General features: G+C 70.9%; 14 protein-coding genes. 12 read left to right on the forward strand and 2 right to left on the reverse strand.

Annotated elements, in window-relative coordinates:
* Positions 1 to 219 precede the first annotated feature (219 nt).
* Both ACT3UF_RS13175 and ACT3UF_RS13180 read left to right on the forward strand, forming a co-directional pair.
* On the forward strand, positions 220 to 1,644 hold the full coding sequence (locus tag ACT3UF_RS13175; protein WP_442331919.1) for an S-layer homology domain-containing protein: 1,425 nt from the start codon (positions 220 to 222) through the stop codon (positions 1,642 to 1,644).
* 56 nt (positions 1,645 to 1,700) lie between these two features.
* Positions 1,701 to 2,144, forward strand: coding sequence for a hypothetical protein (locus tag ACT3UF_RS13180; protein ID WP_441443611.1), 444 nt, complete (start codon positions 1,701 to 1,703; stop codon positions 2,142 to 2,144).
* A gap of 52 nt (positions 2,145 to 2,196) precedes the next feature.
* Here the strand turns inward: ACT3UF_RS13180 and ACT3UF_RS13185 are convergent, their stop codons facing one another.
* Positions 2,197 to 3,807: a WXG100 family type VII secretion target gene (locus ACT3UF_RS13185; protein ID WP_442331920.1), complete on the reverse strand. Its 1,611-nt coding sequence runs from the start codon at positions 3,805 to 3,807 to the stop codon at positions 2,197 to 2,199.
* Positions 3,804 to 4,583, reverse strand: coding sequence for a hypothetical protein (locus ACT3UF_RS13190; RefSeq protein ID WP_444501715.1), 780 nt, complete (start codon positions 4,581 to 4,583; stop codon positions 3,804 to 3,806). The genes ACT3UF_RS13185 and ACT3UF_RS13190 overlap by 4 nt, the downstream gene beginning before the upstream one ends.
* Positions 4,584 to 4,812: 229 nt before the next feature.
* On the opposite strand from ACT3UF_RS13190, the gene ACT3UF_RS13195 reads away from it, so the two are divergent.
* The 10 genes from ACT3UF_RS13195 to ACT3UF_RS13240 all read left to right on the forward strand — a co-directional run bounded on the left by ACT3UF_RS13195 (position 4,813) and on the right by ACT3UF_RS13240 (position 16,691).
* Positions 4,813 to 6,162, forward strand: a complete 1,350-nt coding sequence (locus ACT3UF_RS13195; RefSeq protein ID WP_442331921.1) for a bifunctional folylpolyglutamate synthase/dihydrofolate synthase — start codon at positions 4,813 to 4,815, stop codon at positions 6,160 to 6,162.
* A complete protein-coding gene (locus tag ACT3UF_RS13200; RefSeq protein WP_444591943.1) occupies positions 6,162 to 6,581 on the forward strand; it encodes a DUF4233 domain-containing protein in 420 nt (139 codons plus the stop codon). The genes ACT3UF_RS13195 and ACT3UF_RS13200 overlap by 1 nt, the downstream gene beginning before the upstream one ends.
* A gap of 63 nt (positions 6,582 to 6,644) precedes the next feature.
* The gene (gene ndk, locus ACT3UF_RS13205; RefSeq protein WP_441443606.1) at positions 6,645 to 7,070 is read left to right on the forward strand and encodes a nucleoside-diphosphate kinase; all 426 of its coding nucleotides are present in this window, start codon (positions 6,645 to 6,647) and stop codon (positions 7,068 to 7,070) included.
* A 123-nt stretch (positions 7,071 to 7,193) separates the two neighbouring features.
* Positions 7,194 to 7,349 carry a hypothetical protein gene (locus ACT3UF_RS13210; RefSeq protein WP_441443605.1) on the forward strand — a complete coding sequence of 52 codons (156 nt, stop codon included), beginning with the start codon at positions 7,194 to 7,196 and terminating at the stop codon, positions 7,347 to 7,349.
* A 166-nt stretch (positions 7,350 to 7,515) separates the two neighbouring features.
* Complete coding sequence (ftsY, locus tag ACT3UF_RS13215; RefSeq protein WP_444501718.1) at positions 7,516 to 9,075, forward strand: signal recognition particle-docking protein FtsY; 1,560 nt, start codon at positions 7,516 to 7,518, stop codon at positions 9,073 to 9,075.
* Between the two features lie 323 nt (positions 9,076 to 9,398).
* On the forward strand, positions 9,399 to 10,781 hold the full coding sequence (locus ACT3UF_RS13220) for an ammonium transporter (RefSeq protein WP_441443603.1): 1,383 nt from the start codon (positions 9,399 to 9,401) through the stop codon (positions 10,779 to 10,781).
* Positions 10,778 to 11,116, forward strand: coding sequence for a P-II family nitrogen regulator (locus ACT3UF_RS13225; protein WP_441443602.1), 339 nt, complete (start codon positions 10,778 to 10,780; stop codon positions 11,114 to 11,116). Before ACT3UF_RS13220 ends, ACT3UF_RS13225 begins: the two co-directional genes overlap by 4 nt.
* Positions 11,106 to 13,451 (forward strand): HD domain-containing protein, encoded by a 2,346-nt coding sequence (locus ACT3UF_RS13230; RefSeq protein WP_444598961.1) that lies wholly within the window; start codon positions 11,106 to 11,108, stop codon positions 13,449 to 13,451. Before ACT3UF_RS13225 ends, ACT3UF_RS13230 begins: the two co-directional genes overlap by 11 nt.
* 176 nt (positions 13,452 to 13,627) lie before the next feature.
* The gene (gene ffh / locus ACT3UF_RS13235) at positions 13,628 to 15,238 is read left to right on the forward strand and encodes a signal recognition particle protein (RefSeq protein WP_441443600.1); all 1,611 of its coding nucleotides are present in this window, start codon (positions 13,628 to 13,630) and stop codon (positions 15,236 to 15,238) included.
* A gap of 541 nt (positions 15,239 to 15,779) precedes the next feature.
* The gene (locus ACT3UF_RS13240; RefSeq protein ID WP_444598963.1) at positions 15,780 to 16,691 is read left to right on the forward strand and encodes a DUF559 domain-containing protein; all 912 of its coding nucleotides are present in this window, start codon (positions 15,780 to 15,782) and stop codon (positions 16,689 to 16,691) included.
* Positions 16,692 to 16,725 lie beyond the last annotated feature (34 nt).

Here is a 16,725-nt window from a genome sequence, read left to right on the forward strand (position 1 = left end):
TCGCCCGCGGAGCACAACGGTACCTCGCATGATCGCCACGATCGACCCCAGGCGGTGTGTTGCAAGTCGGTATCAGCTGGTCATCACAGCTTTCCAAGCGGGTTTTCCGGACCTATCCTGAGCGGAGGATCCACTCCTCGGGATCCTTGGACATCGGAGATCATGATGGTTCGCCCCGCCCCCCTGCCATTTCCCTCATCCGCGGCGTCGGCAGGTCCGGTGACAGCGCCACCATCACCCGAGCGCACCCATGGATTCCGCGTCCTGCTGCTCGCCGTCTCCCTCTTCGTGCTCGCGGGTTCCGTGCTCGCCGGCTCCCCAGGAGCCCGGGCCGAGACGCCACCGCCCGGGCTCGGCGGTTTCTCTCCGGGCTTCCTCATCACCGATACCCGGATGTTCGACTCCACCGCGATGGACCGTGCAGGAGTCGACTCCTTCCTCGACGCGCAGGGGGCGAACTGCGTCGACGGCACCGATGGCGCTGACTGCCTGAAGAATCTGACGGCGGACACGCCGCAGCGAGCGGCCACCGCCTACTGCGCCGCGATCCCGGCGGCCAACAACGCCACCGCAGGCAGGATCATCACCGATGTGGCCCAGGCCTGCGACGTGAACCCGCAGGTGATCCTCGTGATGCTCCAGAAGGAGCAGGGACTGATCACCACCCGGAATGCGACGCCGACGCAGCTGGAGAAGGCGCTCGGCTTCCGCTGCCCCGACTTCCAGGCCTGCGATCCGGCGTTCGGTGGTTTCGTCCACCAGATCTACCACGGCATCTCCCGCCTGCAGGAGTACGGCGACCCTGCCCGTGGTGATCGCTACCAGGCGGGGCGGACCTACGACATCCAGTACAGCCCTTTTGAGTTCTGCGGCTACGGCGAGGTGAAGATCTTCAACCGGGCGACGGCAGCGCTGTACAACTACACGCCGTTCACCCCCACCGAGGCCACCCTCGCCGCAGGTGCCGGCGCGGTCCCCGACGATGTCTGTGCGACCTACGGCAACCGCAACTTCTTCCGCACCTTCTCGCTGTGGTTCGGCTCGCCGACCGGCGCCCCTGAGGACCGCTACCCGATCACAGCACCCTGGGGGAAGGACCCTGCCGCACCGTTCACCGATGTGCCCTACGGCAGCTCGATCTTCTTCACCGAGATCGCATGGATGAAGCACACGGAGCTCTCCACCGGCTGGGCCGACGGCACCTACCGACCGCTGCAGCCGATCGCCCGCGACGCGATGGTCGCCTTCCTCTATCGCGCCGCCGGGGAGCCTGCCTTCACGCCTCCGCGCACGTCTCCTTTCAAGGATGTGCCGCGCAGCTCGCAGTTCTTCAAGGAGATCGCCTGGGCCGAGTCCGAGGGGATCACCACCGGATGGTCCGATGGGACCTTCCGTCCCCTGCAGCCCGTGAACCGGGATGCGATGGCGGCGTTCCTCTACCGTTCCGCCGGGGAGCCTGCCTTCACGCCTCCGCGCACGTCTCCATTCACGGATGTGCCGCGCAGCTCGCTGTTCTACAAGGAGATCGCCTGGGCGGAGGACGAGCGCATCACCACCGGCTGGTCCGATGGGACCTACCGGCCGCTGCAGTCGATCAACCGGGATGCGATGGCGGCGTTCATCTACCGGATGACGATCGACTGACTCCGGGCACCGTGCATGACATGCTCAGGGCTGAACCTTCCGACGAGGGGATGAGCATGGTGAGCAGACGTGGAGTTCTGGGCGGGGCCGCTGCCGCGACGGCACTGCTGCTGGGCGGGTGCGGGTTCGGGCGCAGGAATCTCCTCGCCGCGGCAGAGGAGGCCGCGGCCGGGGTCGAGGGCGTCTCCGCAGTGGAGCTCGAGATGGCCGATGGCGCGAACTTCGAGCGCCTCCTGCGCGGCACCGTCTCCCTGGAGGCGGAGGACCGTGACAGTGGCCTCGTGCTCTTCGACCAGGTGATGCGCGAGGTCGTGACGGTCATCCATGCAGAGCTCGACGATCCGGAGGCTCGCAGCCTCAGGGTCGGGGGGATCACCGCAGCACTCGATGGCGGGGAGGAGCTGACCCCGCTGGATCTTCTCCCCGACCTGTCGATCCCGAATCCACGACGGGATCGGGTGACGGCCGAGTCGTTCTACGAGAAGTACGGACTGAGCTGAGCACGGGATGGCTGGGCGACCGGCGTTCCGCTCGGGCCTCCGCACGGGGCGCTCACAGCGCGCCGCGCCCCACCGTCACGACCTGGGACTGTGCGACGTAGGTCCCTTCCCCGAGATACCTCCCCGTGAGGTCCTCCTGCAGCGCGGAGAGCGTGGGATCGCTGGCGGTGGCTCGGCCCACGCTGCCTGAGTACCCACCCTCGGCGCCACCGCCCGGGCTCATCGAATCATGGTTCGACTCGAGCACGGTGACGGGATGGAGCGAGGAGACCGGATAGCCCGGCAGCGATACCTCGTGCCGGTTCTCCGCCACCAGGGTCCCGCCGTCGACCTGCGCACCGTTCAGGTCGAGCGCCGCGATCAGGTCCCCGCTGGCCCCGCCGGTCCCGATCGTGCTCTCGTGGTTCACGTTCACCGACTGCGTCGACAGCTGCGCGGGGACGACTGTCTGCACCGGCGAGCCCACCGAGAAGGTGTGCGTCACGTCGTAGGTGCCCGGCTGTCCGGAGGCGCTGTTGAAGGTGGGATCGGCGGAGAGATGATTCGCGACGATGCCACCCTGGGAGTGGCCGACGATCATCACCTCCGCACCCGGCGGCACCCCGGCGGCCTCCAACGCGGCCCGGACGTCATCCATCGCGGCCGGATGCTGGCCGGAGACCAGGCGCAGATTCGATCCCCAGTCGCGGGAGTTCCCCTGCGCGCCGTAGGCGCCGGGGGCATCCAGGACGCTCGCTCCTTCGGTGGGCGGGATCTGGATGATGAACGCCGGCTCCCCGCCCTCGAGGCCGCGCACCTCCTGAATGCCGATCTGCCCGTGCTCCAGCGGACCGCCCGGGTTGTCGATGCGCAGCGCATCGTTCTGCTCGACCAGCTCCTGCAGGGTCTGAGGGCTCTGCGCCGGGCCCGCATCGACGGTCACCGACTCGACGATGCCGCCGGGCCGGTCATCCAGGAACGGGGTGTCCTGGCCGGTGAGGGCCTCGAAGACTCCGGTGCCGGCGGATCCTGCGGTGACCAGGCCTGCGGCGGCGACCTCGGCGATGGTCGGCACCCGCTCGCCGGTGGCCCAGTCCTCGAGGATCTCCCCGAAGTGGCCGGCGTCCCGCTGGAACTGTGCGAACCCCTCCGTGCGCACCCCGAGCCGATCCAGACCGTCGCCGAGCAGGTCCATCCCGGTGGTGACGCTCCAGCCGATTCCGTCGGAGACCCTGCCCGCCGGCCCCGAGGCCGCTCCGTCGACAGGGATCTCGAGCCACTCCGGGATCCAGGGACCGCCCTCGCGGAGGTGCCTGCCGCTCGTCCCCGAGGCGTCCCCGGGTGGAATCGCGGAGATGCTCGGATCCGTCGGAGCATCCGGGTCAGCGGCGGCATCCGGGACAGCGGTGGCGCCGTCCGGGCTCGAGGCGACGTCCTGCTGATCCGCCTCGTGGAGCGCGTCATCGCCCAGGGCCAGGAGCTCGCCGCACATCTCTTCCAGCCGACTCGCGGCCAGTGTCATCCAGCGAGCCCGGAACGCCTCCGCATCGGAGCCCGTCCATGGCGCCCCCTGCACTGTGCTCCCGAGGCGAGCGGTGAGGCCCTCGACCTCGTCGGAGGCCGTGCGCAGGTGCTCGGCGTGACCGCGCAGCTGCGCGGTGTCCATCCCCCAGAAGATGTTCATCGCGCGCTGCCTGACCCGGCGCAGGCGCCGGCGAATCGCAGGCCCTCCTCGAGAAGTGGGAGGAGGGTGCCGAGCACGTCGCCACCACCCACCGGATGGACGGCCAGGGAAGGGCCCGAGGGCTGGTCCAGGCGACACAGGCCCTTCTGCCCGGTCACCCAGAGCCTGGACCAGGTCACCGGTCGCTCTGTCACCAGCCCTCTCGGATCGTGGAGGGTCAGGGCGAGGGAGATGCGCGGGCCGGTCGCAGTCAGCGCATCCCGCAGGGTGTCGTCGAGATCCGGGATCGCGGCGAACGCCCCCTCGGGAGGGGCGCCCCGGGTGAGTGCGGCGTAGGCCATGCGGCTCTGCACCGGGGTGAGGCGGAGCGCGTGGGTGCCGCGCACGATGGACAGCTCGGCGGGGTCCAGGTCCACCCCGGACTCCTCGAGCAGCCGGATGACCCTCGCGGGCACGTCCTGGATGCTGAGCTCGGACCACCGCGAGGGCTGGTCCGGATCTGCCTGTTCGACGGTCGTGGCAGCGGGATCCACACCGATCCGCAGCCGTCGCGTCCGCTGCCCGTCCGTCACCGCCACGACTAGCAGCGCAGAGGCCGTGAGCTGTCTCTGCATGAGCTCGAGGCTCGCGCCGTCAGGGAGGTCCGCTGGTGGCAGTGGAGTCGGTGCAGAGCCTTCGGCCAGCGCTCGATACACCGGATTCCAGGATGCCTCCGGTCCCGTTCCCCTGCGCGCCCATTGCGAAGCGTGCTCCACGGTCGCGATCACCTCGGTCATCGCACCCCTCCTCGTCTCCGGCGCGACCCCGTCGGCCGCCGGTTCTGGCGCTGAGGCTATGAGCGGGGCCGCATGCCGGTGACGGGCAGCACTGTTCCTGTGGACCGGCACCCGGTGGGGAGGAACGGTCCCAGCCCTGCCTCGTACACTGAACGACGCCCGCTCGCCCGTCGCCCCCGCAGGAGCCGTTGTGCAGAAATCTCCCCGCCAGGGGCCGTCCCGTCAGGCCATGTCGCCCGAAATGCGTGAGGTCTACGCGGCGCTGCTCGAGCGCGCCCCGGAGAACCGGATCGAGCCGGACCTGAGCCGCATCACCCGGGTGATGGAGCTGATGGGGGACCCGCAGAACTCGTACCGCTCCATCCGCATCGCCGGCACCAACGGCAAGACCACCACCGCCCGGATCCTCGAGCGGATCCTGCGTGAGGCAGGTCTGCGCACCGGACGCACCACCAGCCCGCACCTGCGCTCGCCCGTCGAGCGGATCGCGATCGACGGAGCCTCGATCGACGAGGAGGGCTTCCTCCAGGCCTACCGCGACGTGGAACCCTTCGCGGCGATCGTCGACGCGGAGTCAGAGGCCGCAGGAGGCCCGCCCCTGACCTACTTCGAATACCTCACCGCCATGTCCTTCCAGGCGTTCGCCTCGGCACCGGTCGACGTCGCCGTGGTCGAGACCGGCCTCGGCGGCACCTGGGACGCGACCGGTGTGGTCACCCCCGACGTCGCCGTGATCACTCCGATCTCCCTGGACCATCAGGAGTACCTCGGGGAGACCATCGCGGAGATCGCAGGGGAGAAGGCGGGCATCCTCACCGCGGAGGCCACCGCGATCATCGCCTCCCAGCCCTACCAGGACGCCGCCGACGTGCTGCGGGCACGGATCGGTGAACTGGGCGCGGAGGCGGCCATCGAGGACCAGCAGATCGGCGTGCTCTCGCACACCCCCGGGGTGGGGGGCCAGATGCTGTCCCTCCAGGGCATCGCGGGCCGCTACGAGGAGCTCTTCCTCTCCCTGCTCGGGGAGCATCAGGCCCGCAACGCACTGCTCGCGGTCGCTGCCGCGGAGGCGCTGCTCGGGGACGGCGGCACCGTGCTGGATGGTCAGCTGCTGAGCGCCGCGCTCTCGAGCGTCACCTCGCCGGGCCGCGCCGAGGTGGTGCGGCAGGCACCGACGATCCTGCTGGACGCCGCCCACAACCCGGCCGGGGCGCTGACCCTGGTCGAGACGGTCCGGGAGAACTTCCGCTTCACCCGCACCATCGGCCTCATCGGGATCCTGCAGGAGAAGGACGCCGCCGGGATCCTCGACGTGCTCGAACCGCTTCTGGACGCTGTGGTGATCACCCAGTCGAGCTCCCCGCGGGCGCTCCCCGCCGACCAGCTCGCGGATCTCGCCCGCGACATCTTCGACGACGAGGACCGCGTTTTCGAGCAGGGCAGCCTGCCGGATGCGATCCAGGCCGCCGTGGATCTCGCGGAGATGGACGGAGACCAGTTCGGAGGCGTGGTGGTGGCCGGGTCGGTGACGCTCGTCGGCGAGGTGCGAGAGCTGCTCGGCGTGCCGGAGGAGGAGTGATGATGGACCTCGATCTCACCCCCTCCGCGCGCCCCCATGGCGCACAGCGGATGATCGCCTCGACGCTCCTCGTCATCGAGGCCTTCGTGGTGTTCTTCGCCGCGCTCGTTGCCCACCAGCTCGCTCCCGGGGACCGGCTGCTCACCTGGACCTGGAGCCTGCTGGCCATGCTCCTCCTGGTGCTCTGCTCCGGGCTGCTCCGGCGTGGTGCCTGGCCGTACTGGCTGGGGCTGGTGCTGCAGCTGCCGGTCATCCTGCTCGGGATCCAGGTGACCGCGATGTGGGTGGTGGGCATCCTGTTCGCAGCGCTGTACGCCTATGGCATTTTCAAGGGCCACCAGCTGGACGGCGAGAAGGACACGGTCGACGCCGAAGTGTGGGCGGCCCGTTCCCGGGAACCGGACGGCCCCACCTCCTGACCGTCCCGGCCCCACGGAGCTGCTCCGCACTTCGACGGTCCCGCTCGTGGGTACCCTGGTGCCATGACCGCACAGCGCACACTCGTCCTGCTCAAGCCCGATGCCGTTCAGCGCAGCCTGCGCGGGGAGATCATCCGCCGCATCGAGGCCAAGGGCTACGACATCCTCGCCCTCACCCAGCGCTCCGCCACCGCGGAGGAGCTCTCCTCGCACTACGCCGAGCATGAGGGCAAGCCCTTCTATCCCGGGCTCGTCGATTACATGGGCTCCGCCCCGCTGGTCGCCATCGTTGTGGAGGGGGAGGGCGCGATCCCCGGATTCCGCTCGTTGGCCGGTGCAACCAACCCCACCGAGGCAGCCCCCGGCACCATCCGTGGCGACCTCGCCCGCGAATGGGATCTCCCCGTCATCCAGAACCTCGTCCACGGCTCGGACTCCGAGGAGTCCGCGGCCCGCGAGATCGCGATCTGGTTCCCCGAGCTGGGCTGAGCCTCCCTGAGCTGGACCTCTCCGGCTCTCTGCACCGCAGGACCCGCACGCCACGGCGAGGGTGAGGCGCGCCGCATCCCGCGGTCCCGCTCCGCCCCCGCTGCGGCGTGCACAATGACGAGCATGGAACTGCCCTTCGTCGTCATCCTTTTTCTGGTGCTTGCCGTGCTGCTCGCCGCAGGGATCCTGATCGTGGTCGCACTGCCGCATCTGAAGAGCCGCGCGAAGCATGACCAGCAGGAGAGCGACCCCCGGCACAGCTCCCGCACACGTCGGTGAGCACCCGTCGGCGCGCTGAATCGCAGTCAGCACCGGGGCTCGCCGGGACGCACAGCAGTGCGGAGGCGTCCCTGGGAGATCACTGTCCAGGGTGCCCGATGCTCGCGGCCTAGACTGGCGGCTGTCCTCGCCGCTTCGTCGGCTTCCCCGACCTCGGAGGTGACCCGTGGATCCCGATGCCCTACTCGCACTGATCGCTGGCAGCGGCGGAGGCGTGCTCGTGCTCGGCGCCGGCGCCTGGGCCTATATCCGCAGCCGCGGGCGGAAGAAGTCCTCGGACGACACCGCCTCGCAGGACCCCACCGGCCATGGCAGCGATACCCAGCCCTCCCGCACCGCCACCGCGGTCAAGGAGCGGCCTGCCGCGCCGACCTGGGCCGACACCCTGTCACCGGCTCCCACGAAGCCCGCTGCACAGGACTCTCAGGCCACGCCACCTGCGCCTGCCGCGGCCCCGGGCTCGACCTCCGAGTCCCATGCCGCAACCCCTGCGAGCGCTCCGGAGTCCACCGCACCGGCGGATGTTCCCTTCGACCAGGAGAACGCCCCCGCACCTTCGGCCATCGACGAGCCGCCTGCCGCTGCTGCCTCCCGCACCGCTGAAACCTCCAGCAGGACTGGCACGACGTCCACCGACGCTGACGTCGCGCCTTCGACGGACCCTGCAGGCCCGGCCGTGGACCCTGCAGAGGCGGAGACGCCGGCAGCCCCGGCAGCGGGCGAGACCGCGACCCCGGTGCAGGGCACGTCCGCCACCCCGGCCCTCGACACCCCCGAGGCCCCGGCCGACCGCATGGTGCGCCTGCGCGAGCGGCTCTCCCGCTCCGGCGCCCTGGGTCGCGGCATCCTCACCCTGCTCACCCGCGGCAGCAGCGTGGACGAAGACACCTGGGACGAGATCGAGGAGACGCTGCTGCTGGCAGACCTCGGCCCGGACGCCACCGACGAGATGCTCGAGAACCTCCGCCGCCGCATCCAGGTGCTCGGCACCGACGATGCCGCCGCGGTGCGCGAGGTGCTCCGTGAGGAGCTCGTGGCCCTGGTGGACCCGGACCTGGACCGCCGCCTGGCCGCCACCCGACGCACTGCACCGGACGGCACCGAGGTGCCCTCGGTGATGCTCATGGTCGGGGTCAACGGCACCGGCAAGACCACCACCGTCGGCAAGCTCGCCCGGGTCCTGGTCGCCGCCGGTCGCACCGTCGTGCTGGGCGCGGCGGACACCTTCCGCGCCGCGGCCGCCGACCAGCTCCAGACCTGGGGCTCGCGCGTGGGCGTGGACACCGTGCGCTCGGACCGGGACGGCGCGGATCCCGCCGCCGTCGCCTTCGACGCGGTCAAGGAGGGGATCGCCCAGGGTGTCGATGTGGTCATCATCGACACCGCCGGCCGCCTCCAGAACAAGAAGGGGCTGATGGACGAGCTGGGCAAAGTGCGGCGGGTGGCCGAGAAGGGCCTGCACGGCGATCACGTCGCCGAGGTGCTCCTGGTCATCGACGCCACCACCGGCCAGAACGGCATGCAGCAGGCGCGAGTGTTCTCCGAGGCGGTCAACATCACCGGCCTCGTGCTCACCAAGCTCGACGGCACCGCCAAGGGCGGGATCGTCGTCAACGTGCAGCGCGAGATCGGCGTCCCGGTGAAGATGGTGGGCCTCGGGGAGGGCATGGACGACCTCACGCCCTTCGACGCCTACGGCTTCGTCGACGCTCTGCTCGAAGACTGACTGCTCGAAGGCTGACTGCTCGAGGGCTGAGCACGTCGACCGTCACCTGAGCAGGCTGCCCGTGGCCTGTGCACGCTGCCCGTGGCCTGGGCACCGGCCCGGAAGGCTCCTCCTCTCGGACCCCCGTCGCTCGCGGCGGGGGTCCGTCGTGCTCGGCCCTGTCCAGCGCGCGGGACGGTGGGTCACGGAACGGTCACGGCGACCTTCCGGCCTAGGCGCTCATCAGCCCCGGCAGCACGATGAGGCCACGGCCCGCACGGCCGTTCGGCCCGGGGTCGAGGTACTCGTCCCGGGACCGGTCCTCCTCACTCCCAGGAGCTGCCATGCCCTTCGTCCTCGACACCGGAGCGACCGCCTGGATTCTCACCAGCGCCGCTCTGGTGCTGCTCATGACGCCAGGCCTGTCCCTGTTCTACGGCGGCATGGTCCGTGCCCGCACCGTGCTGAACATGATGCTGATGTCCTTCAGCGCCATTGCCGTGGTGGCCGTGGCCTGGACCCTCGCCGGCTATTCGATCGCCTTCGGCACCGACATCGGCGGCCTCTTCGGCAACCCGCTGGACCACCTGGGCCTGGCAGGCACCGACGAGCAGTCGCTGCTCGGCGGCAGCGGCGTGCCCTTCCTGGTGGCGGCCGGCTTCCAGATGACCTTCGCGATCATCTCCACCGCGCTGATCTCCGGTGCCATCGCCGATCGCGTCAAGCTCGGGACCTGGATGGTGTTCGCCGCGATCTGGGTGCTCATCGTGTACGCACCCCTGGCCCACATGGTCTGGGGCGGCGGACTGCTCAGCGGTGACGGCCCCTTCGCTGCGATCGCCGAGCCGATCGACTTCGCCGGCGGCACCGTCGTCCACATCAACGCCGGCGTCGCCGGTCTGGTGCTCGCGCTCGTGGTCGGCGTCCGTAAGGGCTTCGGCAAGGAGGCGATGAAGCCGCACAACCTGCCGCTGGTCATGCTCGGCGCTGCCCTGCTGTGGTTCGGATGGTTCGGCTTCAACGGCGGCTCCGCCGGCACGGCCGACGCCACCGCGGGCCTCGCCTGGGTCAACACCACCGTCGCGACCGCCGGGGCGATGCTCGGCTGGGCGCTCGTGGAGCGGATCCGCGACCAGCACATCACCTCCCTCGGCATGGCCTCCGGAGTGGTCGCGGGCCTGGTCGCGATCACACCCGCCGCCGCCGCGCTCACCCCGCTCACCTCGATCGTGCTGGGCCTGGTCGCAGGCCTCGCCTGCGCCCTCGCCGTCGGCCTCAAGTACCGCTTCGGGATCGACGACTCCCTCGACGTGGTCGGCGTCCACCTGGTGGGCGGCCTCGTCGGCACCATCGGCATCGGCGTCCTCGCGGCCGACGGCGGACTGCTGTTCGGCGGCGGCGTGAGCCTGCTGCTGGTGCAGATCCTCGTGGCACTCGCCGCGATGGCCATCTCGGGGGTGCTCACCCTCGCCATCGCCCTGGTGCTCAAGTACACGATGGGCTGGCGGGTGCCCGAGGCGGACGAGCGCGCGGGTATCGACATCACCCAGCACGCCGAGTCCGGATACGATCTCGCCGGAGCGCTGTCCTCCCGCCGTGACCGTCCCGCCCCCGTCCCCTTCGCCGGGACGGAGGTTGCGGAACCCCGCAACCCGGCCCCGACGCCCCTCGCCGCCCCCTCGGTCGAGGCGGACCCCACCCCGGTCACCACAGGAGAGACTCGATGAAGCTCATCACCGCGATCATCCAGCCGCACGCGCTGCAGGCGGTCACAGACTCCCTGCGCGAGTACGGGGTCAGCGGGATCACCGTCACCGAGGTCGCCGGCTACGGTCGCCAGGGCGGCCACACCGAGGTCTACCGCGGCGCCGAGTACACGATCGACACCATCCCGAAGATCAAGCTCGAGGTGCTCGCCGAGATCATCGACGAGCCCGCGATCATCGACCTGATCGTCGCCGGCGCCCGCACCGGGCGGATCGGGGACGGCAAGGTCTGGACCACCGAGGTCGGCACCCTGGTGCGAGTCCGCACCGGTGAACGGGGTGCGGATGCCCTCTGAGGCGCTCTCCTCCCGCCGGATCTCCCAGGTGCTCCACGAGGGCTTCGCGGATCCCGCTGCCGGCCCCTCCCGTCGTCTCGCCCAGTCCGACCTCGTGGACGACTGGCTGCGCGAGCTGTGGGAGCGGGCCGGCGCCCCCGCGTCCGGGGCGGCGCTGGCCGCCATCGGCTCCCTGGGCCGGCGCTCCCTCGGTCCCGGCAGCGACCTCGACCTGGTGCTGCTGCTGGATCCCGAACTGGTCGACCAGGCGGAGGCGGCCCGGCTCGCGAGCGCGCTGTGGTATCCGATCTGGGACTCGGGCACCTCGCTCGACCACTCCGTGCGCAGCCCCGTCGAGTGCGAGGAGGTCGCCCGGAAGGACCTGCGGGCCGCGATCTCCCTGCTGGACCTGCGGGTGATCGCGGGCGATGCAGAGCTCGTCGAGGACACCGCGAGGCGCCTGCGCAGCCAGTGGCGCCGCGAGGCCCGGCGCCGAGTGGGGGAGCTGGTCGACCTCGCGACCGACCGCGTCCGCCGCCGCGGCTCCCTCGCGCACTCCTCCGAGCCGAACCTGAAGTCCGACCGCGGCGGCCTGCGGGACATCACCGTCATCCGCGCCCTCGCCGAGAGCTGGCTGGCCGATCACGACCACGAGGTGGTCGATGACGCCTCCCGCACCCTGCGCGACGCGCGCGACGCGCTGCAGGCCGTCACGGGATCCTCCGGCACCCGCCTGGGCCGGGCGGACCAGGACGCGGTCGCAGCGCTCACCGGCTACCCGAACGCCGATGACCACCACGCCGTGCTCGCCGAGGCCGCCCGCGCCGTGACCTGGGAGCTGCATCGCGCCGTCCGCGCCGCCGAGGCCGCGATCGCCCCCGGCGGCGCCGCCACCCGCGGGCAGGGCGCCGAGCGCCGTCCGGCCCTGACCCGGCTGCCCCACGGCGTGCTGGTCCAGGCCGGAGAGGTCTCCGTCGACCCGGACTCCCGCGACCTGCTGCGCGACATGGCCGCGGTCCGCCACGCCGCCACCACCGGCCTGCCGCTGGCCGACGCCACGCTCGCCCGCATGGCCCAGGGCACCGCCGCGCCGCTGCTGCCCGCCCAGCGGGACGTCCTGGTCGACGCCCTGGCGGGGGAGCACTTCGCCGAGGTCTACGAAGCGCTCGACGTGAAGGGCATCTTCGAGCGGTGGGTGCCGGGATGGGCCGAGATCCGCAACCGCCCGCAGCGCTCGGCCGTGCACCGCTTCACGGTGGACCGCCACCAGGTCGAGACCGTGCTCGAGGCGCAGCGGTTCCTGTCCCGGGTCAGCCGCCCCGACCTGCTGCTGGTCACCGCCCTGCTGCACGACCTCGGCAAGCGGCCCGGCAGCCGCGACCACGCCGCCGAGGGTGCGCCGCTGGCCGAGAAGGCCGCCCGCCACCTCGGCTTCGACCGGGACGACGCCCGACTGGTGGGGGTCCTGGTGCGGGAGCATCTCACCCTGATCGAGCTCTCCACCGGCCGCGACCTCGCCGATCCCACCACCCTGCGCGAGCTGCTGAGCGCGGTCGATGAGAGCCTCGAGGGTCTCGAGATCCTCCGTGCCCTCACCGAGGCCGATGCCATCGCGGCCGGCCCGTCGGCCTGGTCGACCTGGCGCGCGGACCTCGTCGAGCACCTCACAGCAGTGGCCCGCGACGCCCTCAGCGGCACCGCCGCCGCTCCGCGCACCCGGCTGGCCCCGCAGCGACCCGCGCAGGAGGCGGTGCGGGCCGCTGTGCTGCGCGCCGGTGGTGCCCAGGTGCTCTACCCGGCGCACCTCGAGGACGAGCCGATCTCCCAGATCTGCCTGGGTGCCCCTGACGGCGCCGGGGTCTTCGCCGCCATGGCGCGGGTGCTGGTGCGGCTGCGGCTGGACGTGCACAGCGCGGTGGTGATGACCATGGACGGCGTCGCCGTGAACACCTGGTGGGTCGCCGGTGCTCCGTCGGAGCTCCCTCACCCTTCCGTGCTGCGCACCGCACTGGACCGCGAGCTCGCCCACCGCGACCGGGCCGACGCCCGGGTCCTCGAGCTGCCGCCCGCCCCGCCGCCCCGCACCACCGAGGACACCCCGGTGGTGACGCTGCTGCCGGGGGCCTCCCGGGAGGCCACCGTGGTGCAGGTCAACGCGCGCAACCGCCCCAGCCTGCTGGCCGACGTCGCCGGGGTGATCGCCGACCACCGCATCCAGGTGCGCAGCGCCCACGTGATGACCCTGGGCCGGCGTGCGGTCGACGTGCTGTACCTGACCGACCAGCACGGGAGAGCGCTGGACCCGCCCACGGTCGGCCGGATCGTCGCGGCGCTGATGGAGGCCGCGGGCACCTGAGCGGTCGCGCGGTCGGGACGTCGCCGGATCATGACCCGCCGCCGGGCCGGGACCCGCCGCCGGGCCGGGACGGTCAGGGTGGCGGTTCTCTCCTGTGGGCCTGACCGCGCATCCTGGGGCGGCGGCGCCGGGCGCACTACACTGAGGCGGTCCATTCGACCAAGGGGAAGCGCTTCGTGTTCAACAACCTCTCCGATCGCATCACAGCGTCGCTGAAGGGTCTGCGCGGCCATGGCCGCCTCACCGAAGCGGACGTCGACAAGACGATCCGCGAGATCCGTCGTGCCCTGCTCGACGCCGACGTCGCCGTCTCGGTGGTGCGCGAGTTCACCGGGCGCGTCCGCGAGCGCGCGCTCGGCGAAGAGGTCTCCAAGGCTCTGAACCCTGCCCAGCAGGTCGTCAAGATCGTCAACGACGAGCTGGTCGAGGTGCTCGGCGGGGCCACCGGTGAGCTGCACTGGGCGAAGAACCCGCCCACGGTCATCATGCTCGCCGGCCTGCAGGGCGCTGGCAAGACCACCCTCGCCGGCAAGCTCGCGAAGTGGATGAAGTCCGAGGGCCACACTCCGCTGCTGGTCGCCGCTGATCTGCAGCGCCCCAATGCCGTGACCCAGCTGCAGGTCGTCGGCGAGCGGGCCGGGGTGCCGGTCTTCGCCCCCGAGCCGGGCAACGGCGTGGGAGACCCGGTGCTGGTGGCGATGAACGGCGTCTCCACCGCCCAGTTCCAGCAGCATGACGTGGTCATCGTCGACACCGCGGGCCGTCTCGGCATCGACGAGGAGATGATGGAGCAGGCGCGGAACATCCGCGACGCCGTCAATCCTCACGAGACCCTGTTCGTGGTCGACGCGATGATCGGTCAGGACGCCGCCCGCGTCGCCGAGGCCTTCCGCGATGGCGTCGGCTTCACCGGCGTGGTGCTCTCCAAGCTCGACGGCGACGCCCGTGGCGGCGCGGCGCTGTCGATCACCGGCGTGACCCAGCGCCCGATCCTGTTCGCCTCCACCGGTGAGAGCCTCGACGAGTTCGAGCGCTTCCACCCGGACCGCATGGCTAACCGCATCCTCGATATGGGTGATGTGCTCACCCTGATCGAGCAGGCGGAGAAGGCCTTCGACCACGAGGAAGCGGAGAAGGCCGCCGCGAAGCTGGCCTCCGGCGAGGACTTCACGCTCGACGACTTCCTCTCCCAGATGCAGCAGCTCAAGAACATGGGCAGCATCAAGAAGATGCTCGGCATGCTGCCGAACATGGGCCAGTACCGCGAGGCGCTGGACAACTTCGACGAGGGAGAGATCGGCAAGGTCGAGGCGATCATCCGCTCGATGACGCCGCAGGAGCGCAACGACCCCAAGCTCATCAACGGCTCGCGCCGCAACCGCATCGCCAAGGGCTCCGGCACCAGCGTGCAGCAGATCAATCAGCTGCTGGAGCGGTTCAAGCAGGCCCAGCAGATGATGAAGACGATGGGCAAGGGCATGGCCGGCGGTGGCATGCCCGGGATGCCCGGCGGCCCCGGCATGGGGATGGGCAAGAAGTCCCGCGGCAAGCAGGCCCCGCAGAAGCAGCTCAAGAAGGGCAAGTCCAAGAACCCCGCCAAGGCTGCACGCGAGCAGGCCGAGGCCGCGAAGCGGGCCGCAGCAGGCGGCGGTCCCGGTGGCCAGGGCGGATCGGCCTTCGGCGGCGGCGCCGGTGGAGGAGCCCAGCAGGCCGGCCAGCCGGATCTCTCCGACTTCGACCCCAATCAGCTCCCCCCGGAGATGCAGAAGCTGTTCGGCGGCAAGTGACTGCCGCGGCTGCCGGGCTCGGCGTGGCTGCTGGGGTCGACGTGGCCAGATGAAGAAAGGTGCCAGGAGACTGGCACCTTTCTTCATCTGACCAAGCCCGGCCGGGGCCCGACCCCCGACAAGGGCCTGCGGTTTTCTGGCCCCGCCGCGGGCCAAAAAGTTCCAGCAATCCGGCACTTATCTTCGCCTGGCCAAGCCCGGCGCCCGCCACGTGCCGAAAGGTTCCAGGAATCTGGCACGTTTCTTCATCTGGCTGGGCCTTGCCTGGATCGACCCCTTCTCGGGCCCGCGCCCAGGTCCGCCGCAGGCCCAAGCCCAGGTCCGCCGCGGGCCCACGCCCGGGTCCGCCGCTGGTCCACTCCCGCCCACGGGCCGAAAGGTTCCAGGAGAGTGGCACGTTCTTCCCCGGCGGGCCGGTCTGAGACTCTCGAAGCCACTCTCGACCTGGCCCCAGCACCTGTCTCTTCCTCCACAGCCGTGCATCATCCACAGCGGGGGTGAGCCCGGCCCAGGCCGGTCCTCTCCTCTTTACGCTCGAGCAATGTCACTTCGACCCGAGGACCTGCGCAGGGGCGTCTTCTACAGCCGTGCGCGCCTGCTCGAGGACGGTATGCATCGGCGTGACCTCGCCTCGCACGCCATGCGCCGGGTGCTCCCCGGATGGTGGGCCCGCTCCGATGCCGAGCTGGCCTTGGAGGGGCTCGCCCGGTTCTTCGTGACGCACGTCCGGCCGGGGGCGGTGCTCAGCCACCAGACCGCGGCCGAGATCCTCGGCGTGCCGCTGCCTGTGCCGCTCACCCTCGTGGGCGGGTCCGCTCTGCACTGCAGGGGGCCGGGCGGCACCGGCGCGACGGCGGGATCGCTGGTCGTGGTGCACGCGGCTCTCGCTCAGCGGGAGATCTCCCATAAGGGTCTGCCGATGGTCCATCCGCTCCTCGCCCTGCAAGACATCGCCGCGCGCCTGCGGCCGGTGGATCTCGTCGTGGCGCTCGACGCACTGGCGACCGATCGCTTCGGCGCGAAACGTCGGGTCCGCATGGCTGAGATGGCAGAGATCGTCGAGGAGCTGTGTGGCCGGGGCGCCCCGGCGCTGCGGAGCGCGCTCCCGCACGTGCGTGAGCGCTCGTGGTCCCCGATGGAGACCAAGGTGAGACTGCAGCTGCTGCGGCACGGGTACCCGGAGCCCGCGCTGAACCACCCCGTCGTCGAAGCGTCCACGGGGATCGAGTACTTCATCGATCTCGCCTACCCGGAGAAGAGGATCGCGATCGAGTACGACAGCGAGGATCACCGCCTCGATCGCAGAGCGTGGCAGCACGACATCAACAAGAACGATGTCCTCCACGAGTCGGGGTGGAAGGTCATCCGGGTGACGGTCGCGGACCACCGTCGGCCGCAGGTCTTCTTCGCCCGCCTGGACGATGCACTGCAACGCCGACGAGGCCCCGGATGACACCCCTGGCGCCGACGAAGCACTCGCCCGGCCG

It is taken from the genome of Brachybacterium sp. AOP24-D1-21 (assembly GCF_052378665.1).
Classification (GTDB): Bacteria; Actinomycetota; Actinomycetes; order Actinomycetales; family Dermabacteraceae; genus Brachybacterium.

Bases quoted from the DNA above. Each gene is read 5' to 3' on its own strand.
- ACT3UF_RS13220 (WP_441443603.1), top strand. From the start codon at position 9,399: ATGCCCTTCGTCCTCGACACCGGAGCGACCGCCTGGATTCTCACCAGC.
- ACT3UF_RS13180 (WP_441443611.1), top strand. From the start codon at position 1,701: ATGGTGAGCAGACGTGGAGTTCTGGGCGGGGCCGCTGCCGCGACGGCA.
- ACT3UF_RS13190 (WP_444501715.1), bottom strand. From the start codon at position 4,583: ATGACCGAGGTGATCGCGACCGTGGAGCACGCTTCGCAATGGGCGCGC.
- ACT3UF_RS13240 (WP_444598963.1), top strand. From the start codon at position 15,780: ATGTCACTTCGACCCGAGGACCTGCGCAGGGGCGTCTTCTACAGCCGT.
- ACT3UF_RS13185 (WP_442331920.1), bottom strand. From the start codon at position 3,807: ATGAACATCTTCTGGGGGATGGACACCGCGCAGCTGCGCGGTCACGCC.
- ACT3UF_RS13230 (WP_444598961.1), top strand. From the start codon at position 11,106: ATGCCCTCTGAGGCGCTCTCCTCCCGCCGGATCTCCCAGGTGCTCCAC.
- ACT3UF_RS13210 (WP_441443605.1), top strand. From the start codon at position 7,194: ATGGAACTGCCCTTCGTCGTCATCCTTTTTCTGGTGCTTGCCGTGCTG.
- ACT3UF_RS13225 (WP_441443602.1), top strand. From the start codon at position 10,778: ATGAAGCTCATCACCGCGATCATCCAGCCGCACGCGCTGCAGGCGGTC.
- ACT3UF_RS13195 (WP_442331921.1), top strand. From the start codon at position 4,813: ATGTCGCCCGAAATGCGTGAGGTCTACGCGGCGCTGCTCGAGCGCGCC.
- ndk (WP_441443606.1), top strand. From the start codon at position 6,645: ATGACCGCACAGCGCACACTCGTCCTGCTCAAGCCCGATGCCGTTCAG.
- ACT3UF_RS13200 (WP_444591943.1), top strand. From the start codon at position 6,162: ATGATGGACCTCGATCTCACCCCCTCCGCGCGCCCCCATGGCGCACAG.